Source organism: Enterococcus sp. 9D6_DIV0238 (assembly GCF_002174455.2).
Lineage (GTDB): Bacteria > Bacillota > Bacilli > Lactobacillales > Enterococcaceae > Enterococcus_L > Enterococcus_L dunnyi.
This window is the reverse complement of the sequence record NZ_CP147246.1, coordinates 68,710-89,591: the sequence shown is the minus strand read 5'-3', so window position 1 is coordinate 89,591 and position 20,882 is coordinate 68,710. Positions and strand designations below refer to the sequence as shown.

The 20,882-nt window shown below is 37.2% G+C and carries 21 protein-coding genes and 1 riboswitch; of the genes, 5 read left to right on the top strand and 16 right to left on the bottom strand.

All coding sequences use genetic code 11. The features are described 5' to 3' along the window. Positions 1–697: 697 nt before the first annotated feature. The 6 genes from A5889_RS00385 to A5889_RS00360 all read right to left on the bottom strand — a co-directional run bounded on the left by A5889_RS00385 (position 698) and on the right by A5889_RS00360 (position 6,439). Complete coding sequence (locus tag A5889_RS00385; protein ID WP_087639906.1) at positions 698–1,033, bottom strand: antibiotic biosynthesis monooxygenase; 336 nt, start codon at positions 1,031–1,033, stop codon at positions 698–700. Then, positions 1,034–2,473 (bottom strand): ABC transporter ATP-binding protein, encoded by a 1,440-nt coding sequence (locus tag A5889_RS00380; protein WP_087639905.1) that lies wholly within the window; start codon positions 2,471–2,473, stop codon positions 1,034–1,036. Further along, entirely contained in the window at positions 2,470–3,168 is a 699-nt protein-coding gene (locus A5889_RS00375) for an energy-coupling factor transporter transmembrane component T (RefSeq protein WP_087639904.1), read from the bottom strand. Before A5889_RS00375 ends, A5889_RS00380 begins: the two co-directional genes overlap by 4 nt. After that, entirely contained in the window at positions 3,143–3,760 is a 618-nt protein-coding gene (locus A5889_RS00370; RefSeq protein ID WP_087639903.1) for an MptD family putative ECF transporter S component, read from the bottom strand. The genes A5889_RS00375 and A5889_RS00370 overlap by 26 nt, the downstream gene beginning before the upstream one ends. Before the next feature lie 302 nt (positions 3,761–4,062). Beyond that, complete coding sequence (gene pcp, locus A5889_RS00365) at positions 4,063–4,707, bottom strand: pyroglutamyl-peptidase I (RefSeq protein WP_087639902.1); 645 nt, start codon at positions 4,705–4,707, stop codon at positions 4,063–4,065. 232 nt (positions 4,708–4,939) lie between these two features. Continuing rightward, a complete protein-coding gene (locus A5889_RS00360; RefSeq protein ID WP_087639901.1) occupies positions 4,940–6,439 on the bottom strand; it encodes an Lsa family ABC-F type ribosomal protection protein in 1,500 nt (499 codons plus the stop codon). Positions 6,440–6,878: 439 nt separating this feature from the next. Between A5889_RS00360 and A5889_RS00355 the strand changes: the two genes are divergently transcribed. From A5889_RS00355 to A5889_RS00345, 3 genes are all read left to right on the top strand, one after another. Beyond that, positions 6,879–7,262 carry a VOC family protein gene (locus tag A5889_RS00355; protein ID WP_176372767.1) on the top strand — a complete coding sequence of 128 codons (384 nt, stop codon included), beginning with the start codon at positions 6,879–6,881 and terminating at the stop codon, positions 7,260–7,262. Between the two features lie 15 nt (positions 7,263–7,277). After that, positions 7,278–8,117, top strand: coding sequence for a Cof-type HAD-IIB family hydrolase (locus A5889_RS00350; RefSeq protein ID WP_087639898.1), 840 nt, complete (start codon positions 7,278–7,280; stop codon positions 8,115–8,117). A gap of 154 nt (positions 8,118–8,271) precedes the next feature. After that, positions 8,272–9,123, top strand: coding sequence for a MurR/RpiR family transcriptional regulator (locus A5889_RS00345; protein ID WP_087639897.1), 852 nt, complete (start codon positions 8,272–8,274; stop codon positions 9,121–9,123). Between the two features lie 67 nt (positions 9,124–9,190). Here the strand turns inward: A5889_RS00345 and A5889_RS00340 are convergent, their stop codons facing one another. Continuing rightward, the gene (locus tag A5889_RS00340; protein ID WP_087639896.1) at positions 9,191–10,303 is read right to left on the bottom strand and encodes a glycoside hydrolase family 3 protein; all 1,113 of its coding nucleotides are present in this window, start codon (positions 10,301–10,303) and stop codon (positions 9,191–9,193) included. Between the two features lie 357 nt (positions 10,304–10,660). On the opposite strand from A5889_RS00340, the gene A5889_RS00335 reads away from it, so the two are divergent. Beyond that, entirely contained in the window at positions 10,661–11,059 is a 399-nt protein-coding gene (locus A5889_RS00335; protein WP_087639895.1) for a VOC family protein, read from the top strand. A 253-nt stretch (positions 11,060–11,312) separates the two neighbouring features. Here the strand turns inward: A5889_RS00335 and thiT are convergent, their stop codons facing one another. Together thiT and A5889_RS00325 are read right to left on the bottom strand one after the other, a co-directional pair. Beyond that, a complete protein-coding gene (thiT, locus tag A5889_RS00330; protein WP_087639894.1) occupies positions 11,313–11,906 on the bottom strand; it encodes an energy-coupled thiamine transporter ThiT in 594 nt (197 codons plus the stop codon). 54 nt (positions 11,907–11,960) lie between these two features. Next, positions 11,961–12,059: riboswitch (TPP riboswitch) on the bottom strand. Positions 12,060–12,226: 167 nt separating this feature from the next. After that, positions 12,227–12,688: a phage tail protein gene (locus A5889_RS00325; RefSeq protein WP_087639893.1), complete on the bottom strand. Its 462-nt coding sequence runs from the start codon at positions 12,686–12,688 to the stop codon at positions 12,227–12,229. A gap of 160 nt (positions 12,689–12,848) precedes the next feature. Here A5889_RS00325 and nrdI point away from each other — a divergent pair, with 160 nt between their 5' ends. Further along, positions 12,849–13,283 carry a class Ib ribonucleoside-diphosphate reductase assembly flavoprotein NrdI gene (nrdI, locus tag A5889_RS00320; RefSeq protein ID WP_087640418.1) on the top strand — a complete coding sequence of 145 codons (435 nt, stop codon included), beginning with the start codon at positions 12,849–12,851 and terminating at the stop codon, positions 13,281–13,283. A gap of 55 nt (positions 13,284–13,338) precedes the next feature. On the opposite strand, the gene A5889_RS00315 is transcribed toward nrdI, so the two are convergent. From A5889_RS00315 to A5889_RS00285, 7 genes are all read right to left on the bottom strand, one after another. Next, positions 13,339–14,310, bottom strand: a complete 972-nt coding sequence (locus A5889_RS00315) for a diaminopimelate dehydrogenase (protein WP_087639892.1) — start codon at positions 14,308–14,310, stop codon at positions 13,339–13,341. Between the two features lie 83 nt (positions 14,311–14,393). Beyond that, entirely contained in the window at positions 14,394–15,506 is a 1,113-nt protein-coding gene (locus A5889_RS00310; RefSeq protein ID WP_087639891.1) for a hypothetical protein, read from the bottom strand. Beyond that, complete coding sequence (locus tag A5889_RS00305; protein WP_087639890.1) at positions 15,503–16,621, bottom strand: ATP-grasp domain-containing protein; 1,119 nt, start codon at positions 16,619–16,621, stop codon at positions 15,503–15,505. Before A5889_RS00305 ends, A5889_RS00310 begins: the two co-directional genes overlap by 4 nt. Further along, positions 16,621–17,982 (bottom strand): F390 synthetase-related protein, encoded by a 1,362-nt coding sequence (locus tag A5889_RS00300; RefSeq protein ID WP_087639889.1) that lies wholly within the window; start codon positions 17,980–17,982, stop codon positions 16,621–16,623. Before A5889_RS00300 ends, A5889_RS00305 begins: the two co-directional genes overlap by 1 nt. Further along, entirely contained in the window at positions 17,948–18,790 is an 843-nt protein-coding gene (locus A5889_RS00295) for an MBL fold metallo-hydrolase (RefSeq protein ID WP_087639888.1), read from the bottom strand. The genes A5889_RS00300 and A5889_RS00295 overlap by 35 nt, the downstream gene beginning before the upstream one ends. Continuing rightward, a complete protein-coding gene (locus A5889_RS00290; protein WP_087639887.1) occupies positions 18,787–19,779 on the bottom strand; it encodes a 3-oxoacyl-[acyl-carrier-protein] synthase III C-terminal domain-containing protein in 993 nt (330 codons plus the stop codon). Before A5889_RS00290 ends, A5889_RS00295 begins: the two co-directional genes overlap by 4 nt. A gap of 4 nt (positions 19,780–19,783) precedes the next feature. Continuing rightward, complete coding sequence (locus tag A5889_RS00285) at positions 19,784–20,800, bottom strand: NAD-dependent epimerase/dehydratase family protein (protein WP_176372765.1); 1,017 nt, start codon at positions 20,798–20,800, stop codon at positions 19,784–19,786. Between the last annotated feature and the right edge of the window lie 82 nt (positions 20,801–20,882).

The following is a 20,882-nucleotide window of genomic DNA, read 5'->3' as shown; positions in this document are numbered from 1 at the left end:
CACTAACTCGTAAAACATCATATTTGCCTATGAGAACCATTCATGAGCCCATTGGCTTGGAGCATTGATTGATTCTTTCAAGCATCAACTTGGGATCGTCTTTTGCTTGAATGAGCATCTGTTAGAGAACTTCTTTCTCTGCCTGATCATTCGCCGTTAAAAAGATTTTTTTTAAGAAGTTGCTTTATCGTATTCTGATAGATCTTATCATCCATCAATACGTAGTTCTCTACGTCATCTACTTCATAAGCATAAACGTTTTTCCCTTGATGTTCAACAATTCTCCATTGTTTTATAGCTATTTCTATTTATCTTGCTTGCTCTGTTTAGGATCGATCTGTATAGATAGTTAAAAAGATTTCCTTTAAGTAACCTAAATCACAACGGCAAACGATTTCACAAAAATCAGATAATTGTACGTACAACGAACGGCACTTAGACGAAATCCGAATCAAACTGAAAAAACAATTCCGATAATCTATTTTTTGAATTTTTTTATAAAATTATTCCAATGTCATTCATATTGAACAGATACAAAAAAGGCCATGACATAACTCTATAAGTTACGGCATGGTCTTTTAGCAATGAGTAAACGTAGAAGTAGAAATGACTTAACTTTGTTTTAATCATCTCTCTAAGTATCAACATCAAGGTCTTTATTCTCAAAGCTCTATGCTTCTGGTTTAACTAGTTTTCCTCATGTCAACACTTCATATTCGGCAATCGTGCTAGAAATAATCCCAGAGGATTTTGACTTTTCTCTCGACTCTTTCTTTTCTGAATTTCTTTGATGCATTTGTTTAAAAGACTGACTTTTTACCCAATTTTTTTGGTGCTCCTTTGATACCCAGCGACTTAGTACAACTAATTCTGTGATTTCTGGAGTTTCTGGCAACACTCGATACATCAACTGAAAATTTAAAAATCCTTCAACTGCTTCCATGCTTTCTTTCGTATGACCTGCAGTAAACTGCTGAATAATTCGCTGGGAATGTTCTGTTTCTGCCTGGATCGTATTCGTTACAATATACATTTATTTCCCTCCATGATCGATCTCTGTATTTTCAATAAAATAGTCATCGATGATTTCTCCTTGATCAAAATGCACGATTCGCTGGCATGTTTGGCTAAGAAATTCTTTATCATGTGAAATGATCAAAACCAAAATATCTCGCTCCTTCAACCAACGTATTGTTGCGGCAACTTCTTCCATATGCATCAAATCAAGTCCACTTGTAGGCTCATCAAAAATAATAATTTTCTTTCCAGATAAAACAGCACTGGCAATCGCAACCCGTTGTTTTTCTCCACCTGATAAGGTTTGAGGATGGCGAAAAAGCAGCGGTTCTAAATGAAGCATCGCGATGATTTGATCGATTTCTTCACTTTCTTTTGCATGTAGACAAATTTCTTTTTCTACAGTTTCAAAAAATAGCTGTAAATTCACATCCTGCATGACAACAAAACTTTCTTTGATCAGCTCTTTAGGCGTCATTGTTTTTTGGTTCAATAGGATTTTCCCAGAACGCGGCTTAATGAGACCTGATATAAGTTTCGAAAAGGTAGATTTTCCTGCACCATTATGACCAATGATACCTGTTACAGATGAACTAGCTAGCTCTAAATCAGGGATTCTTACAGAAACTGATCCGCTTCTTCGATAATAAAAATCCAAATTTTGACAAGTTAGTACATGTTCTCTTGAAACTTTCTGTGATTCTTTTTTTATAAAAGTCGTTTGCTTAAGCGAACGCAATCCTAACTGACCTATCTCATCAGGTGATTTTTCATTCATTTCTTGTCGTGTATATTGTGCAACGATCTCCCCTTCATCCATAAGTATATAGCGATCTACAAGCTCTTTTAAATAGTACAAACGATGTTCAGAAACTATGATCGTCATTCCTAAATTCTTGAAGATTTGCAAATACTCTTTCAGTTTTTCAACTGTTTCACCATCTAAGTTACTTGAAGGCTCATCTAATAAGAATAAGCGATGTTCCAACATACTTGCAGAAGCAAAAGCAATCAACTGTTTCTGCCCTCCAGATAAATGAAACATGCTTCTATCTAAAAATGGTGTCAACGAAAATAATTCTGTGATTTCATTGATCCTTTCAATAATTTCTGTCCTAGGTATACCATAATTCTCCATAGCAAATGCTAATTCTGAATAAACATCATTTGTAAAAAATTGTGTTTTTGGATTTTGAAAAACCGTACCGATATCACGAACATACTGGTTAAATTCTTTTGTTAAAAAGTCGTGTCCTAAAATCGTTCCTTCTCCTGTCAGATCTCCCGTATATAATTCCGGTATCAAGCCATTCAACAGTCTAAGCAGTGTCGATTTTCCACAACCGCTTTTTCCACATAAAACAATAAATTCACCAGGCTGAACAGATAGATCGATGCTCTTGATCACCGTCTCTTTATCCTCATAAGCAAATGTCATCTTTTTTAAGTCGATCATCCAATCTTCCTCCCAAACAACATACCTAGAATAATCAGGCCGATCAATACATAGTCCTGTATTTTTAAACGAATCTCATAAACACTTGTATGAGCTGTTGGGTTAGCCAATCCTCGAGCTAGCGCAGCTGCTGATAAATCCAATGACGTATTTTCTGCTGACATCAGTACGGGAACAATGATGTATTCCATTGTTTGAAAAGGATGCATAAATAAATCTACTGTCGAGACAGCGATCCCCCGATACTTCATGGCATTTCGGATACTTTTAAAATCTTGAAAAAAAGTTGGGAAAAAGCGGAATAGCACCGTTAAAGGAACGATCAAGCCAAAAGGTATACGGCATTTTTTTAATGCTGCGATCCATTCACTGATTTTTGTCTGATTCATTGCAAAAGCTGCTGCCATAACCGTCGGTAATAAACGACGATTCCCAACCAAAATAAAATCAAAAAAAGCTGCCGCTCCATTATCTATGTAGGGAAATAACAAATGATCACCAAGAATGAACAACCAGAAAATCGCATAGAAAATCGTTCCTTTTTTAAATGCACCATTTAAAATAAACAGTCCATATAACAAGCTCACAAAAAGTATTTCAGCAACAAATGGTAAAGGGAACATCAGCAAAAAGCTTGCAAATAAAATCGTACATAACTTACTTCTAGGATCAAACGTTACGCATACTTTGCTCATAATTCTTCCCTTTGGTTTTATCAAAATGTTTCACATAGATTTTTTGTCCAATCAATATACCTAAAACACTACAAACAATAACAGCGATTGTACAAAAATAAAACATGCCCGTCGTGATCGGTGTAAAGACTTTTTCGATGTACACTGAATCTTTGCCGCGAGCAATCAATGCATCGATGTATGCATTTTTCATAAACCACAATGGCAGCACAGGACCCATCAATCCAAAACTAAAAACAGTATAACTGATCACCGTCCGAGCTTTTTGTGGTAATCTCGTTTTATATTGCAGCAAATCTGCAGCGACTGCACAAATAATACTTGGTAAGAATGATAAAGGAAAATGTCCAGATATCAGGAAAAATAATCCCATCACACTCCCCATGATTGTAATCGCACCGAATCGAGGAATACGCTGGATCACTAATAAATAGACGATTCCAGCGAACAAAGCAGTCGCACTAGGAATCAAAACGTTGTTAAATGTAGGAATCGTGAATGTTAGGATCGCCAAGGCGATCGATACAATCAAAAAATAAATAGCAGTATAAATACCAATTGAAATAAAATCTTGAATTTTTAATTTTTTCATTTTTCCGGCCCTTCTTGTTTTACTATAGATAAAAATAATAACTGCCCATAGACAGGACTGTTTATTTTAAGTTGATATCGTCCTTTAGCCAACAGATCAGTTAAAAAAATAGCTGATTGTCTGTTACGTTTGAAAGGATGGATAGCCCGTCTAAAGAATCCTTGATCCACTCCTTTCCTTATTGAGTTAGTATAACACAAGCGTATGATAATGAGAATCATTATCAGTAAAATAAAACTCACCTTTTATAACTGATCAAAAACCAATCCCAGTCAGATATCTGCACTAGGATTGGCTTTTGATCATTGAAGTGTTCCAGCATTTTCTTCACTATCAAACGGATTCGTTACACACGCTTCAATAGCATAATAAAGACTGTCACAAATAGTTGGAAGTGGTAAACAAGCAGTTCCAGGTGCCCGATCCAGTACCTGTCCAGGCTCAAAAGGAACATGGATAAAGCCACCTCGTACATCGGGATATTCTCGATCGATCAGATATAATAATCGATACATCACTGCGTTACAGACAAAAGTACCTGCCGTATATGAAATATCTGCAGGTAACTCATGAGCTACTACATTTTTTCTCATTGCTTTGATCGGTAGGTTCGTAAAGTAGGCCGTTTCTCCATCTAGCTCTAGTTTAGCACCTATCGGCTGATTTCCTTTATTATCTGGAATTCTTGCTTCGGCCAGATTGATCGCTACACGCTCAAAAGAAATGGCACTACGTCCACCAGCTTGCCCAACACAAATGACGATATCAGGCTCCATTTCTTCGAGAAGTCTCTTCAAAATAACACTACTTTTTTCAAATTCAGTGGGAATTTCAGCTTTGACTATCGTCGCTCCAGCAATTCTATCCGGTAAGAGTTTTACAGCTTCATATGAAGGATTTCTTGATTCTCCTCCAAACGGATCGAACCCAGTTACCAATACTTTCATTGTACAAATCCACTTCCTTTCAGCTAAAATACACCGATTTCTTCTTCAGCGTTTTCATATAACATTTTTTTCTTCCCATCTTCCATCGTTTCCCAATTTTCATCATAAATGTGATCTAAACATCCATGATCATCATAAGAAAGAATGAATTTGTGCTCTCCCGTTTCGTCACGGAATAAAAGAAAGTGCTCTTTTATTCCGTACTCTACATTTAAATCATCAATAGCCTAGATCATGCTTTGACTAACGGTATAATCTGTGTGGCAATTTTTTCTAAAAAAGCTTGATCATGCTCTACTAAAAGCATGGTTGGCTTGACGGATAAAATCAATTGTTCTAACTGCTCTTGATTAAATATATCCAAATAATTCAAAGGTTCATCCCAAATATAAAATTCTGCTGGCATCGCCAAAGATTTTGCCAGTTCAACTTTTTTACGTTGCCCCATACTCATTTGCTCGATCCGATTATGAAAAACGTCTCTTTCCATCCCGAGTTTATGCAAATTATTGAGAAATTCCTGGTGATTTAGTCCTTGTGTTTCTGAGAACTCCGTCAATGTTCCTCGATTATCCTCATAATTTTGGCGGACATAGCTGATGTTCAATTTTTCAGGACGATTGATTTCTCCTGAACTTTCTCCTTCGAACTGATTCAGTAATAAACGAATGATCGATGATTTTCCTGAGCCGTTTGCACCAGTCAATGCAAGTCGATCTCCTTGACTTAAAGTGAAAGAAACAGGTTGAAACAGAGGCTCACCTTGATAGCTTAAAGCTAAGTGTTCAACTGTCAATAGGCGCTTATTATGTCCAGGTTGATAGTTCATGGTCAATGGATCGATATACTCGATATCTTTCAATAAGCTTTCTTTTTCAGCGAGCTGTGTTTCCATCCTACTCTCGATCGATTTTGATCGTTTCATCGTACGTGCTGCCCGAGCACCAATAAAACCTGTATCGTAAATTGCTCCACTACCTTTTTCAGAAGCTTTTCCATACTTATCTTGTTCTTTCGATCGAGACCATTCAGCTTTTTCAGCAGCTGTTTTTCGGAGACGAGTGACTTCTTTTTTTAGCTTTTCATTTTGCGCTAGCTCAAACTCATCTTTTATCTTCTTTTGTTCCTCATAAACAGAAAAATTTCCTTGATATAATTCCAGCTGACTCTTCTCGATCGATAATACATGATCAACGACGTCGTCTACAAAAGATCGATCATGACTAACAACGATAAATCCCTGACGTTTCTTTTTCAAGTATTCTGCTACTTGCTTGCGACCTGCGATATCTAAATGATTAGTCGGTTCATCGATCAGCGGAAAATACTGATCATCAATGAATAATAAAGCCAGCAGCACTTTCGTCTGCTCCCCACCAGATAATGTTTCAAACTCACGCCATAAAATTTGCGGATCGACGTTCAAAAGATTCAACTCACGTTCGATTTCCCATTGTTCAAAATCACTGATCTCCTGTAAAACATAAAAAGTCAGCTGTTTTTTATCCTTGATCGGCTGCGGGAAGTACAAAAATTCTAATTGATGGTTGATTTGTCCGCTATAGCTTAGCTTGTTCTGTAAAATATTTAGGAGCGTCGTTTTTCCCCGCCCATTTCTTCCAATTAGACCTAATTTCCAGCTGGTATCGAAATTTAGATTTGCTTGGTCAAATAAGAGTGTTCCTTGATTATCATATCCAAACGTTAGTTGTTTGATTTCAATTTTTGACATACTATCACCTCGTTAAAAAAAGCGGAAGGCTGCTTTAAACACCTTCGACACTTTTCAGAACTGGCTTACTCATTTATCTGTACACAAAAAGACCCGTACACTGAAAAATCATCGCCAATCCTGAAAATCTGCACACTGCTCCCTTGAAACACTTCAAGATACAGTCTGAATGCAGCTTCAACAAATTGACTTAATTTTTCAATGCACGGATCCCTCTCTTCGTTTTTATTGTTTTCAATATAGCATGAGGAAATATTACTTGTCAAGAACTGCCTTTTACGGATGGATAAAGTAAATAGCTCTGATACTTTTTTTTCAGAAAAAAACTTACTTTCATTATACTTTTGAAAAGATTCTATCAATCTTTCTAGTCCCATACTTTATGTGATGGTTTTGTTTTATACTGAGAGTGTAAACATTTGCAAACGGAGGGATTATTTTGAAAATAGAACATATTGGATTATGGGTTCGTGACTTAGAAGCCATGCGAACCTTTTATCAGACGTATTTCAATGTAACATCATCGGAGCTTTATCATAATACTAAAACAAGTTTTCATTCTTATTTTTTGACTTTTGAAGATGGTGCTAGATTAGAGATCATGCAGCGTGAAGATGTTACAAATAGCACTGGCACCAGTGAAAGCTTAGGCTTTGCCCATTTAGCGATTTCTTTAGGTAGTAAACAAAGCGTTGATGCGCTGACGAACGTTTTAGTGCTGGAGGGCTATGAATTGTTAAGCCCCTGCCGAACAACTGGTGACGGCTATTATGAATCAGTGATTGCTGATCCAGAAGGAAATCGATTGGAATTAACTGTATAGTGAGGAGAAACGAACATGACTATTAAAGCAATTGTATTAGATATCGATGGTACTTTGTTAAATGATAAAAAAGAAGTATCAAAAAATACACGAGAGGCCCTGATCGATGCACAAAAAAACGGGATCAAAGTCGTATTGGCTTCCGGCAGACCAACTCCCGGTATGTTAAAATACGTTGAAGAATTGAAATTGGATCAATATAATGGGCTGCTTGTTTCATATAATGGCGCACATGTTTTAGACGTTTGCACGCAAGAAGAACTGTTCAGTCAACCTCTTTCTACTGAAACAGCAAAAGCTATTTTAGAACATTTAAAACAGTTTGATGTGAAACCAATGATTGCTCACGGTGACTATATGTATGTGAACGATGTTTACGATGGTATCCTTGATCTTGGCGCTATGGGTAAACAGTTCAATATCATTGAGTATGAATCTCGCGGCGGGAACTTCCAGTTATGCGAAAAAACAGATTTAGCTGCTTTTGTTGAATTTCCATTACACAAAATTTTAGTGGCTGCTCAACCAGAATATTTACAAAAACATGCTGAAAACATTTTAGCCCCTTTTAAAGATACAGTGAGTGGCGTCTTTTCTGCTCCAATGTATTTCGAGTTTACTAATCAGGGGATCGACAAAGCTCATGCTCTGGAGCAATCGCTTAAGCCTTTAGGAATCCAGCAAGAGCATATTGTTTCATTTGGTGACGGACATAATGATTTGTCGCTCATCAATTACGCTGGAATCGGTATTGCAATGGGCAATGCGGTAGATGAATTAAAAAGTGCAGCGAACAAAGTTACAGCGACTAACAACGAAGATGGAATTGCAAAAGCGTTGGCAGAGTTACTTTAAAACAGCCGTTTCAGTTTTCATCATTTATTCAACTTTTGAGTGTCGAACCAAACGTAGAAATAATGCTTGGTTCGACACTCTTTTTTACATAAATGGTCATTATCAGGTATACTGAATTTAGTAACACGAACATCATTGAAAGGTAACTGATATAATGAGCCTATTTTTTAAATTAAAAAGCTTAGATTCTTTAACTGCTAGTGAACAAACTCTCGTTGATTACATTTTAGAAACGCCGGATGAGGTGATCCACTTTTCTCCACAAGAGTTGGCAGAACATTCTTACGTGTCGATTTCAACCATTTATCGTTTGATCAATAAGCTTGAGCTTGATGGTCTGAATGATCTTAAACTCGCCTTAGTCAATGATTTAAATGAGCACCGAACGACACCGATCATCGATATAGACTATCCTATTTCTGCCGAAGACAATCTCTATGCAATGACGACAAAATTGAAAACAGTATACGAACAAACAGTACAATCCACCATCGATACAAACAATTTTGATCAAATGGCAGCAAATAGTGATTTATTGAAACAAGCGAAATATATCGATGTTTATGCTTCTTCCGCAAATATATATTTTGCTCAAAACTTTCAATTTCAACTGCAGGAAATCGGGAAACGAATCAATGTCCCCATCGATGATTACACACAAAACCTGAGTGCAGCGAATAGTACACCAGACCATCTGGCGATCGTTGTTTCATATGAAGGACGAGGTTCCAGTGTCAAAAAAATCTTAGATACCTTAAAAAAGAATCAAAGTAAAGTACTATTGATCACCTCTAAAAATAGCCCTTTACTTAAAACAAAAGTTGATGGCGTCTTTCTTTTTTCATCCTTGGAGAACCATTATAACAAGATTTCTTCTTTTTCCACTCGCATGTCCTTGATGTATATCTTTGATTGTCTCTACCTTAGCTTTTTTAATCAAGATTATGAAAAGAACCTTGCCTATAAATTAGCCAACTATCAAAAGATGAATCCTAACTTGATATAAATGAAACAGCCAGCTGAAAATTTACTCTATCAGTTGGCTGTTTTTTCAACTGTTTAAAACTAGACATCTACCGATTTATCAAGCCTATGTCCATTTTCATTTTTAACACACGATACACAGATTGATCCAATGCCTCTGTTGTATAGACTCCTTGTTCGATTCCTTGCAGCACATAGGGAATCTGTTCTTGAAAGGAGGAAGATAGAATCAAGTCATTGCCGGCTTGCAGTGCAGCCAAACCTGCTTCTTCCTGGGGAATAAATTCGGCTAATCCCGCCATATCCATATCATCTGTCATGATCACGCCCTGAAACCCTAACTCATTACGCAATAAATCATGGACTGGTTTTGAAATAGATGCCGGCATTGTTTCATCAATACTTGTTACAATATTGTGAGATACTAAGACACTATCAGCACCAGCCGAGATCCCTGCTTTAAAAGGTAAAAAGTCGCTCGTTTGTAATTCAGCTAAAGTTCTTGTATCATAAACGATTTCGACATGAGAATCTCGATTATTCCCATAACCTGGAAAATGCTTCAACGTAGAAATAAGCTTTTGATTTTTCAACTCTTCTACGCTTGTTTTTATATACTCACTTGTTTTATCTGCATCTAATCCTAGCGTCCGATCGTAAATAAATGCTTGAGGATCAGTAGCAACATCAGCGTCAGGGAAAAGGCCGGCTTGAATACCGTAAGAGTGTAACACAGTGGCTTTTTGCTGAATATCCCTACGAATTCCCGCTAGACCTGAAGCTTGATAAATTTCTTGGGGTGACTGAAAAGCATCTGCAACTAAATCAGTTCCTCTACTTAAACGAGAAACAGTTCCCCCTTCCTCATCAGAGGCAATCAATAATGGAATTTTACTTGCTTCTTGATAAGAAGCAATTTTTTCTTTTAGTGTCTCTGGCGTCTCCATTTCTACATCGCGCCCAAAAAGTAAATAGCCGCCTAGATGATTCAGTTGAATACTCTCGATCTGACCTTCAACCGGCACACGAGCTAAGAATAACTGACCGACTTTTTCTTCCAAACTCATGGAAGCCATCAACTTTTTGATTGCTTCATCTTGCGTTTTAGCTGAAGTTCTTTTTTGTGTTGAAGAAGTTGTTGTACTGCTCGCCAAAGTTGTTTCTGATCGTTGACTTGTTTCCTTTTGTTCTTTTTGATTCATGACTAAAATCACTCCCAAGCTGATAACAAAAATAAGTAATAAGAGTAAGATCGCAGTAATAAATGTTCTTTTTTGATTGATAGTCGTTCCTCCTAATTTAAAAGCAGCTCATTGCTTTGATGCTGTTTATTTTCTTCATACCGCTATCACCCATCACTTTAAATCTCTATGTTAGCTTCTGCAGCGAAAGATCTAGGTGACAATCTAAGTATTCACTCCACTCATTTTAACAGTTTCTACCATTTAAGTGCCAGTCACACAACTTTTTTTGAAAAGTGAACGCTAATTTTTGACAAAAAAGTAGCTGCGTGAGATGCTCTAGTCGTATAAAAATAAAAAAAGAGAGGTTGATTTTCTATGGCTACAATGGTATTTGTCAATTTTCCAGTAAGTGATGTTAAACGAGCGACAGAATTTTATGAAAAATTAGGTTTTAAAAAGAATGAAGAGTTTTCTAATGAGGAAGCAAGTTCAATGGTTTGGGATGATAATTTTTGGATCATGCTGTTGAACCATGACTTTTACAGTAAATTTATCAAAGAAAAAACAATTGCAGACGCCAGAACGACAAGCGGTGTCTTAGTATCATTCAGTATGGAAAGTGCGGATGCTGTAAAAAAATTTGGTGAAACAGCCAAAGCAAACGGTGGAGATTTTTATAAAGTTGATATGGGCATACCAGAAGATCAGATGTATGGTCTTGAGGTACAGGACTTAGATGGCAATACATTAGAACCAACTTGGATGCAAATGTAAACCAATAAATAAGATGAAAAACGATGACTCAAAAAGTACGCGACACTTAAAATCAAAATTAGTGCATCTTTTTATCATCGAATATTTTAGAGGCTGTAATATAACTAATTGCTAGTTATATTACAGCCTCATTTTTTCCTATTATTCAAGTAAAATTTTCTTCTTTTTTAATGGACAGAATTTACTCTAAAATAAAGAATACGAGTTGATCTGTTAGCATAATTTACCTACTAAAACATCGGTCAAGTCTTTTTTATTTTTTTTGCTGAAGAACATTCACTAGTTTTCCTGGAAAAAATAAATTCGGATTGATTTTTAGCAGAGCAATCAAGAATAAAGCTGTCACAACTGCTGTTGCTAGACCGCTGATGCCATTCATAACAAATGAAAACAGCCATGGGTTCATTCCCCACAATGCAAAGCTTCCCCAGAAAATCACACCGGCAATAAAATGCCAGAAATAACGCATCAATGTCCCTAAAAATGTTGCATAACAAATGATCGACACACTCTTTTTAAATGTCCCATTTTGGATCGACTGCTGTAGCTTCCCACTAAAAACGCCAGCAAATCCTGCGAAACCAAAGGCCAAAATGTATTCAATCACCACTTGAACTGGGGTCAAATAATACACTTGGGCTAACGGAAAATGAAGTAATCCCCAGATGAATGCTGAGAAAAACCCAGCCTTCGCCCCTCTTCTTAAAGCAAAAAGAGTCACAGGAATCATCCCTAAAGAAATTGAAAAACTGCTGCCGATATTCGTTGGAATAAAAGACAAAATCATGGCAATCGCCGCAACGATCGTTCCTTCGATCCAGACTTGTAATTCTTTTTTTCGTTGCATAAAAAAACTCCTCCTTTAGAACAACCAATTCACAAAGGAGGAGTAAAATGCATATATTTACTCCATCACAATTCCTACGCTCGTATTAACGAACAGGTTCGAAGGGTTTAGAGTAGGTACTCAATCTCAGCCAAGGCTCCCCTTTGTGATGGGTTCTATTTAATTTTTAGTTCGCATCTATTAGACACTACAATAAGCCTATCATGTCTAGCGAAAAATGTAAAGCTTTCCATTTCGCCATATTTCCATTGGCTATAAGATACACAAAAAACGTTTAGAAACTAACTATAGACTTTTTTATAATGCTTATCCTCAATTATTCAATATTCACCTTTGATCACAAAAAATGATCCGCGAATCGTCCCCGCAAGCTTTGATTTTTGGCGTGCAAATTTAAATTTCCCTTCAAACTCAGCCGGGATATCGATTCCATCAGATAATTTGAATCCAACAGCTCGTTTTCCCCCTTCTTCTAACGTATACATCACGTTGACAGATAAACCATTCTCGTAAAACACATAAGCCATTTTGATTCCATCAACTTCAAAATTTGAAACTTCTAGTGGTTTATACGGAAACGTCAAATCACGTTCTGCCAGAATTTTTTCGATCCAAGCTAGCGTTTTTGGATCTTCACTTGCAGGTACTGTTACAAATTCATGCTTGTATTTATTCCAATAATAACGCGCCTCATTTGCTCGTAGACCAGCTAATGCTTCAGCTGCTGGTGAGCTTTCAAAGCCAACTGTCGATACATTTTTAAAATCTACTTTATAAGACATGAAGGTTCCTCTTTTCTAGTTTTATATGCTTATTATAAGAAGACGATCAATTCTTTACAACTATTAGAACTGACAATTATTAATAGAAAACTATTGTAATTTCGCTATCCTTTCACTATAGTAGACTTGTAAAACATTTAACAAGCGGAGGGGCTAAATGATGAAGATCTTATATATATCTATCTCGGGAAATACCCGTTCCTTTGTAAAACGTCTCGTTGATTATGCCGATACTCAGCATAATGTTCAAATCAACGTACAGGAAATCCATGAAAATTCAACGTTCGAAAATGAGACAGAACCATTTTTCACCTTCGTTCCTACTTACTTGGATGGTGGAAACGGCGTAGATAATGGTGATACCGAAATATTGACAGAAACGATGCGGGAATATTTAGATTATCATGATAATTATCGTTATTGTCTAGGAGTTGTCGGTAGTGGAAATAAAAATTTCAATCATCAGTATTGTTTGACTGCTAAGCAGTATGCAGAAAAATTTGATTTTCCTTTTTTGGCAGATTATGAGCTGCGCGGAACACAGGAAGATATCGAACATGTCTATCGTATTTTAGCCGATATAGCTAAAGACTAAATAAACAAAAAAGCTTGCGTTTCAGTTATAGCTGAAACGCAAGTCTTTTTGCTTATTATAATAGTTCTTTTCTTAATTCTTCATCTGTTTTTGGTGACAAATATTTCGGCGGAATATCTAATACAGTAAATGCACCGAACTGTTCCTCCTTAGCCAAACGAACACACGCTCTCGCATAAGCGACCAAAACGCTTGCTGTAAATTCTGGATTACTTTCTAGTTGAAGATTGTATTCAATGACTTGCTTCGTATCTTCATGCGTTGTTCCAGTGTGTAACACAGTACCTCCATGTGGCATTGCCTTATGCTCTTGATCCAATTCAGCTTGGGAAATAAAATGCACTTCCGTATCATAATCTGCAAAATAATTCGGCATCGAAATGATTTCTTCCCGGATTTTTTCTGCATCACTGCCTTCTTCCAACACAACAAAACATTCTCTAAAATGTTTATCTCTTGTTGTCAAATTCAATGTTTCACCAGCTTTAAGTTTAGCGATCACTTCGCTATTTGGGATCGTATATTGAACAGCATCACTAACACCTTCGATTCTTCTGAGCGCATCTGAATGTCCCTGACTGACTCCTTTGCCCCAAAACGTATTTGTCTCACCAACAGGCAAAATACTTTGTGCATATAAGCGATTTAAGCTGAATAGACCTGGATCCCAGCCAGTAGAAATGATCGATGTTGTTTGATTTTCCTTTGCTGCTTGATCAACTTTTTTAAAATGCTCTGGAATCTTCGCATGGGTGTCAAAGCTGTCGATCGTATTGAATTGTTTTGTCCACTCCGGTGTTTGTGTTGGCAGATCTGTTGCTGATCCACCGCATAGAATACACACATCGATAGCGTCTTTTTTACCGTTCAATTCATCCATCTTATAAGCTTTTGCCCCTTCGGTTTGAACGGTCTCAGGTGCTCTTCTTGTGAATACTCCGACTAATTCCATATCTTCATTTTGTTTGATCGAACGCTCAACGCCGCGTCCAAGGTTCCCGTACCCGATAATTGCTACTTTGATCATACTTACATTCCTCCACTTCTCTTGAATTTGATTATAACAAAAGAAAAGATTTTTTGACAATCCTCTTAAAAAATTTCTGATTATTAAAACACATGCTTCTTGCTGATATAAACGAGCAACTTGTTTAACTTCTGTAATAACCATAAAGAATACTTTTTTCTAGAGGAAGCCGATGATTTGAAATAGATATACTCAGGAAGGTACACTGCTCCCCGTGAAAGTTTAAAAGAGCCTACTCCAGAACTCATATGAAAGACTTTTGTTTCATCAACACGCAACAATGTATAATAGGTCAATAACCGATAGATCCCAACTTTTTTAGGATAACTTAAATCATAACCTAAAATAGGAACCGTAAGCATACCATCCAATTCCCAACTCATTGTCACTCCGACTAATTTTTCATCTTCAAATATTCCTGTAAAACAGGTATTTTCCGCACTTGCCATCGATTCAATAAATGTTGGTGTGTATTGCGGATTAATTTGAGAATATTTTGTAATGTACAATTGCGAATACAGTTCCACGATGCGTTCGCTGTACGCTTTAACATCAAAATCTGTACGCACATCCAAGGTTGTTTTAGCAGCTAGTCTACGGTCATTGTTAAAACTCTTTTTTTGTTTAATGGTTTGTGCTTGATGAGCGATAAACACCTGTCGAGATATAAAAGGCTGATAGTTTAGAGTAGCTAAATGGGTCATCAGCTGCTGATTTAGCAATTGATTTTGTGAACGATAAACGATCGTTTTAGTTGGGAATCGTTGCTTCAAAAGTGTTTCGATTTCTTGAAGCTCTTCCAATGAAAACTCTTGAAATAAATTTGTCGATAATAAATAATTTCCCACATAAACCGCTTCATCTATTGTTTTCGGGACAAATATTTTTATAATCTGAAACACCTTAGTTAAAATTTTTTTACCTTTTATATTGGTTAAGAACAGCTCCTCTTGCGCATAATCTAAATATTGCGCTCTTAAAGAGGTGGGATAAGTTTGGCTATCTTCGTACGTAGCATCAACAACTAGGAGAAGCTTTTGTCCGACTTCTAATGCATAACAATCAGCATTGCTGCAGTTTTCAACTAAATTGGAAAGATCATTCCTTAGAAAAGTTTGAATGTAACTGTACAATGGATGTTTGGTCAAGGGACATTCAGCAAAATCAACACTTGAATATAAACGTGCTTTCATCATTCCATTTCTCCTTTACTACTCTGCTGATAGGGGTATGAAATATCATGAACTACATAATCCGTGATACTAAGCTTTCGTTTTCTTGCTTTGATGAAATAAGACATTAAGACCCATGGCATCCACAACCAAGTCTGCCAATCGAATGCTTCAGCTAGCACATCACGTGATTGTCGATATAGCCTGAAAGTTTTTCTCCATTCACGATGATAAAGTATTTTCCCCAACCAAAGCAGTTTGATTCCATAATGTGTCTGATTCACCTCTGATAAACTGCTGCCATTTTCTTCTAGAAGACCTGCCAGAATCCGCTGACTGTCCAATATTGAGCCGAATGTCAGGCGCGGATTACACTCGATCGAAAAAAAATTTTCTCCATCAAACATAAAGTCAAAGCTAAAAATCCCTTGATCCCCTAAATTTTCGCTTAACCGTTTGACGATTTGGGTCAATGTAGCATGTTCAAATGGAATATACGTGATACTGGCATAATTTTCTATTCCTAAATTGGTATCATATGCACAATATGAAATCAAGCGACTTTCTCGAATTATCAATGAAACACAAATCTGCTGACCAACGATTTTTTCTTGGACAATCATTTTAGCCTTTGGTTGCTTTTGGACAAGCTCAATCTCCGAAGTTATGACTGATTGACCAAAGCGAGAATACACAGGTTTTAATAATTGACTGGAAAAGTCAATCGAATGCCCTTGATACAATTCAGTTTTTGGAGCAGTTAAACCAATATCTTTACACCAGTTGATAAAATCTAATTTATTGTGTAACTTTTCCAATAGGTCCTGAGAACCAATCAAAAATGTCGTTCCCAGCGCTCGAATTTCCTCTTGAAGCAGTCCATAGTAAAGCGTCTCTTCATTGATTGGCAAAAATAACTCGATATCAGTCACTTCTAGAAAGTTCAAAACTTCCATTCGAAAAGTTTCCCAATGAAATACAGGTGAAGCAACCACTTGAACTTTCGTAAAAATAGATGAATACGTTGCAAAAGTCGGTGAAAGATGTTCCAGCATAAAGATCTCATGACCTTGTTGCTTCAGTTTCTTCCCGAAAAAAAGGGCTAACGGAGAACGCCCGCCTGATAATGCGATCCGCATCAGCGCTCTCCTCCTTTTACATTAGAAATCACACGGCGCATTTTTTGGTCTTGTTCATAGTCTAACGAAGCGACATTAATAGTGATCGTTAATGCCTTTTGTTCATCGACATCTTTTACTAATGCTTTAAGCTTTGCTTTTACAGTCTGTATGATTTCTGATTCAAGTGCCTGCGGTGAAAGTTCCAAGGTTACCTCAATTATTTGTCTCGTTTGCTGGATGCACTTAAATTGTCGGATTTCCTCACTTGAGCGTGTGATCGCATAACGAATAAAATCAGGAAAAATGACTTGTGCTTCTTTCCCTTCACCAAAAATAAAACAATCATCCTCACGGCCTTCAATTTTTTCCAAGGCTATAAACGAACTACCACAAGGGCAAGGAGTCACCCGCTCAACTAAGATATCAGTATGACGATAGCGAATCAAAGGCTGAGTAGTTCTATAAAGATCCGTGATAATTGGTACAAATCGAGTAGAATCATCTGCTAAGTACTCTTTTTCAATATAAACAATCTCTTCATTCAAATGTAGTGTCCCATGATGACAGCTGATTCCAAGAAAGCCTTCCGTTGCTTGATAGATTTCTTTTAATCGACAGGATAATCGCTGCTCAATAAATTCTTTGTCAACTTCTTCCAAAACTTCGGCAATGCTGAAAACTTCTTTTAGTGAGAAATCCAGTGATTCTTTGTCAAAAAAATTAGCAATCATTCTGAGCATCGACGGCTGTGCAACGATCACATTGGGTTTCAATTGTTTTAACTGCTTCAAATTTTCTTCTACTGGATGCAACAAATCAAAAAAATGAAGCTGAATATTTCCTTGGTTGATTGTCTCATACAAATTGTTATTGGCGCGCATGAAAAAGGCGATCACAATTGCTTGTCCATGAAATTTTTTACGGTCTAAGGCTTTATTCATCATAGCTGCAGACCACTGGACAGTCTCTTCATCGCTTACTAAAAAGACGCCTTGATTCCCTGTAGTCCCAGAGGAAAGACCAACAGAAACTGTGCCTATTTTAGGGGCAAAATCACGATTCTCTTCCGCTTGAAGTGCAACTTTTTTGGCTTGCAACAGTGAAATTCCCTTGGTATTTAGCTGGTCGAACTCTTTCATCATCACAGCCTTATTCATGATTGGAAAATCGCTGAGACTGATTTCTTCTTGTTCGTTTATAAGGCTTCGATAGTAAGGGGATTTAGACACTATCCTTTTCAAATGACGGTTTAAACGTTTTTTCTGAAATTGTCGGAACCTTTCAGGGTGCTTTATGCTTAAATACCTTTGATAGCTTACATCTAAATAGGTACTTATAAAAGGTTTAATTTTCTTGATAGTCAACGATGCAGCCTCCATTCTCTTGATCCCATCGTTTTAGCCAATTCAGTGAGTTTTGACAATGGGAAAGCACGATTGGAAGATCAGGATTTTCTTGATGAATTTTCGCTAACATCCGGATATTGCGTTTCATTTCTTTATAATCGTGCACGATTAATTTAGTCACAATTTTTGGAAAACGGTGTTCGGTAATCGATTCTACATGCCAGGCAACATCAATGGCCAGTAAAACGGGGCCTTCTACTGTTTGAACATAAAAAATCGATTGTCCGACAGCATGTCCTTCCATTGGAATCGCACAAACACTGCGATCGCCAAATAGATCATATGCTTCAACTTGTAGCTCGGGTAGGTTTATTTTCTTACTATGTTCAATAAAATCCACCTGTTCTATTGATTTAGGCATTAGCTCTGTAAAAAAGCCTTGTCTTAATTGTTGAATACGCGGCTGCTTTATTAGCCCTTCGATTTCAGAAGATATTATCAATTTACGATAGTTCAGCTCCCCTAATCCGCCTATATGGTCCGGATGGAAATGTGATAAAATCACCCATTCGTAAGTCTGTACAGCTATAGAGCATTTTTCATTTACAGACTCTTTCTTTTCAATAAATAATTTCCCGTAGACAATTCGCGGCAGTGATGCTAAGCGAGATAAAAACTGATTGCCATAGCCTGTATCAATTAAAATCTTCCCTAGTTTTTCGTGCTCAAGTTCAATGCAATAAATGGGGTATTCCTTTTTTCGAAATGTTCCGCCAGCTTTGGTCCAAAACGGACGCTGCATCGCCTTCCCCGTTTTAATAACAGTTATATGATTGATCATCGGCGACTGATCCTTAGTAACTGTCCGCCGATCGACATTCCTGCCCCTGTTCCTAGAAGTAGAACAATCTTTTCTTTAAATTCTTCTTCTCGTTTCAACAAATACTCGAAGGTGAATGGAATTGAAGCTGCAATCGTGTTTCCAGTTTCTTCAATGATATTGATTAGCTGCTTATCTGAAAATTTAGCCAACCGGCCAGCGATCTTCATACCAGGACCACTCGCTTGATGCGGCACAACAAAATCGATAGCTTTTATCTCCACTTGAGCTTCTGCTAAAAGATCACTTAAAAAATCCGGCAATTTACGGCGCATCGCTTTGATCAATTCAAAACCGTCCATATGGAAATAGCGGTCTTGCTCATTTTCAGGAATAAAATCAGCGCTTCCTCCAGCTTTGATCTCTGCTGCATGAGCATATTCAGGATAGGTCATAAACCTTGCGCCTAAAACCTCAACATCATACTGTGCTTTGGGCTGCTTAGCTGTAGAAAAAATAAACGCTGCGCTCGCATTTCCGATTAAAGCACTGCTCTCAAACTCTTCTGGATCTAGAGCATCATCACCAGCTTCCGCAGAAACGATTAAAATAGTCGAGTATCTGCCAGTTGTAAGAAATGACTGTGCTATTTCACAAGCGCTGATGAAGCTTAAGCAGGTGGCATTAACATCAAAGCACGGAATCGGATGATCCTCTGCTAAAAAGTGTTCTGCAATTAAACTCGCTGTACACGGAATTGGCTGCTCAAATGTACCTGACGCACAAATCAAAAGATCTAAGTCCTGATACGTCAATTGTGCATCATTTAGAGCCGCAGTCACTGCTTTTGCCGCTAACTTTGATGTTCCTTCATCATAAAAATGACGTTTGGCAATACCTGTTCTGCGTTGTGTTTCTCCTGGTTCTAAATTGAAATGCTGATCGACTTCTGTCGATAAAACGACTCTTTCAGGCAAATGACGGCCTGATCCAACAATTGTAAATTTCATTTTTTCACCTATCCAATTTCATTTTATAGTCCGTAATATATTTTTGAATTCCTTCATCAACCGTCATGATCGGTGTATAGCCTAATCGCTCCTTTGCCGCACTGATATCTAGTGTTTGACTATAAGCCAAAATACTCACAGTATACCTTGTCAAAAGCGGTTCTTTATTCCGCTTCAAGCCATAGTGGATACCTTCTAACATGCTTGCAAAACGATAGATCAGCTGTGCGTTCAATTTACGATAATGGACTTCTTCTCCCAAAAGATCAAAAATCCGTTCAATCAATAGTTTAAAAGGCATCGGTTCTCCATTGGTGATATTAAAAATGCTTCCTTGAATGTCTGCTTTTTCAACACAAAGCCGTAAAGCATACGCCACATTTTCGACGCAAGTGATGTCCATGATATTTCCTTGTCCCTTTCGGAATAAAGGAATACCTATCTTATTATTTACTTCCATCAATCGAGGAAAAATACTAGTATCGCCAATACCAAATAAACCTCTAGGTCGAACGATAACTAATTCGATTTGTTCTTGATAAGTTAGCAGTAGTTGTTCAGCTTCAATTTTTGTCTGGATATAATAATTCAAGTAAGACTGCTTAGACAAGTCTTTGAATGGATCAAGCTCTTTGATATCAAAATCATCTCTGCATTTTGCATAGACACTTGGTGAAGATACAAAAACAAAGCGCGGAATGTGAGCTGCAATCGAAGCTTCTATCACAGTTTTTGTCACCATTACATTTGCTTCATAAAAAGCAGTATAAGGTCCATAAACAGTTGACAGTGCAGCGCAATGAATGCAAGCCGATACACTCTTCGGCCAAACCTTCAGCACTTGTTCTCGATTCGATAAATCCAATTGCAAAGCCGTTACACCATATTTTCCCACCAACATCGCCAGATGTTTGCTATTTCTACCAACCGCAATTACATCGTAATCTTGGGCAACTAGCTCCTGTATCACATACTCTCCTAAAAAGCCTGTTGCACCTGTAACGATTATTTTTTCTTTCACTGGCTCCTCCTTAAGTGTTTCCTTTGGTTTAAACTTGATAAGTCCTTCTTCATTTTACCATAATTAAAAAAAGCTAGAAACG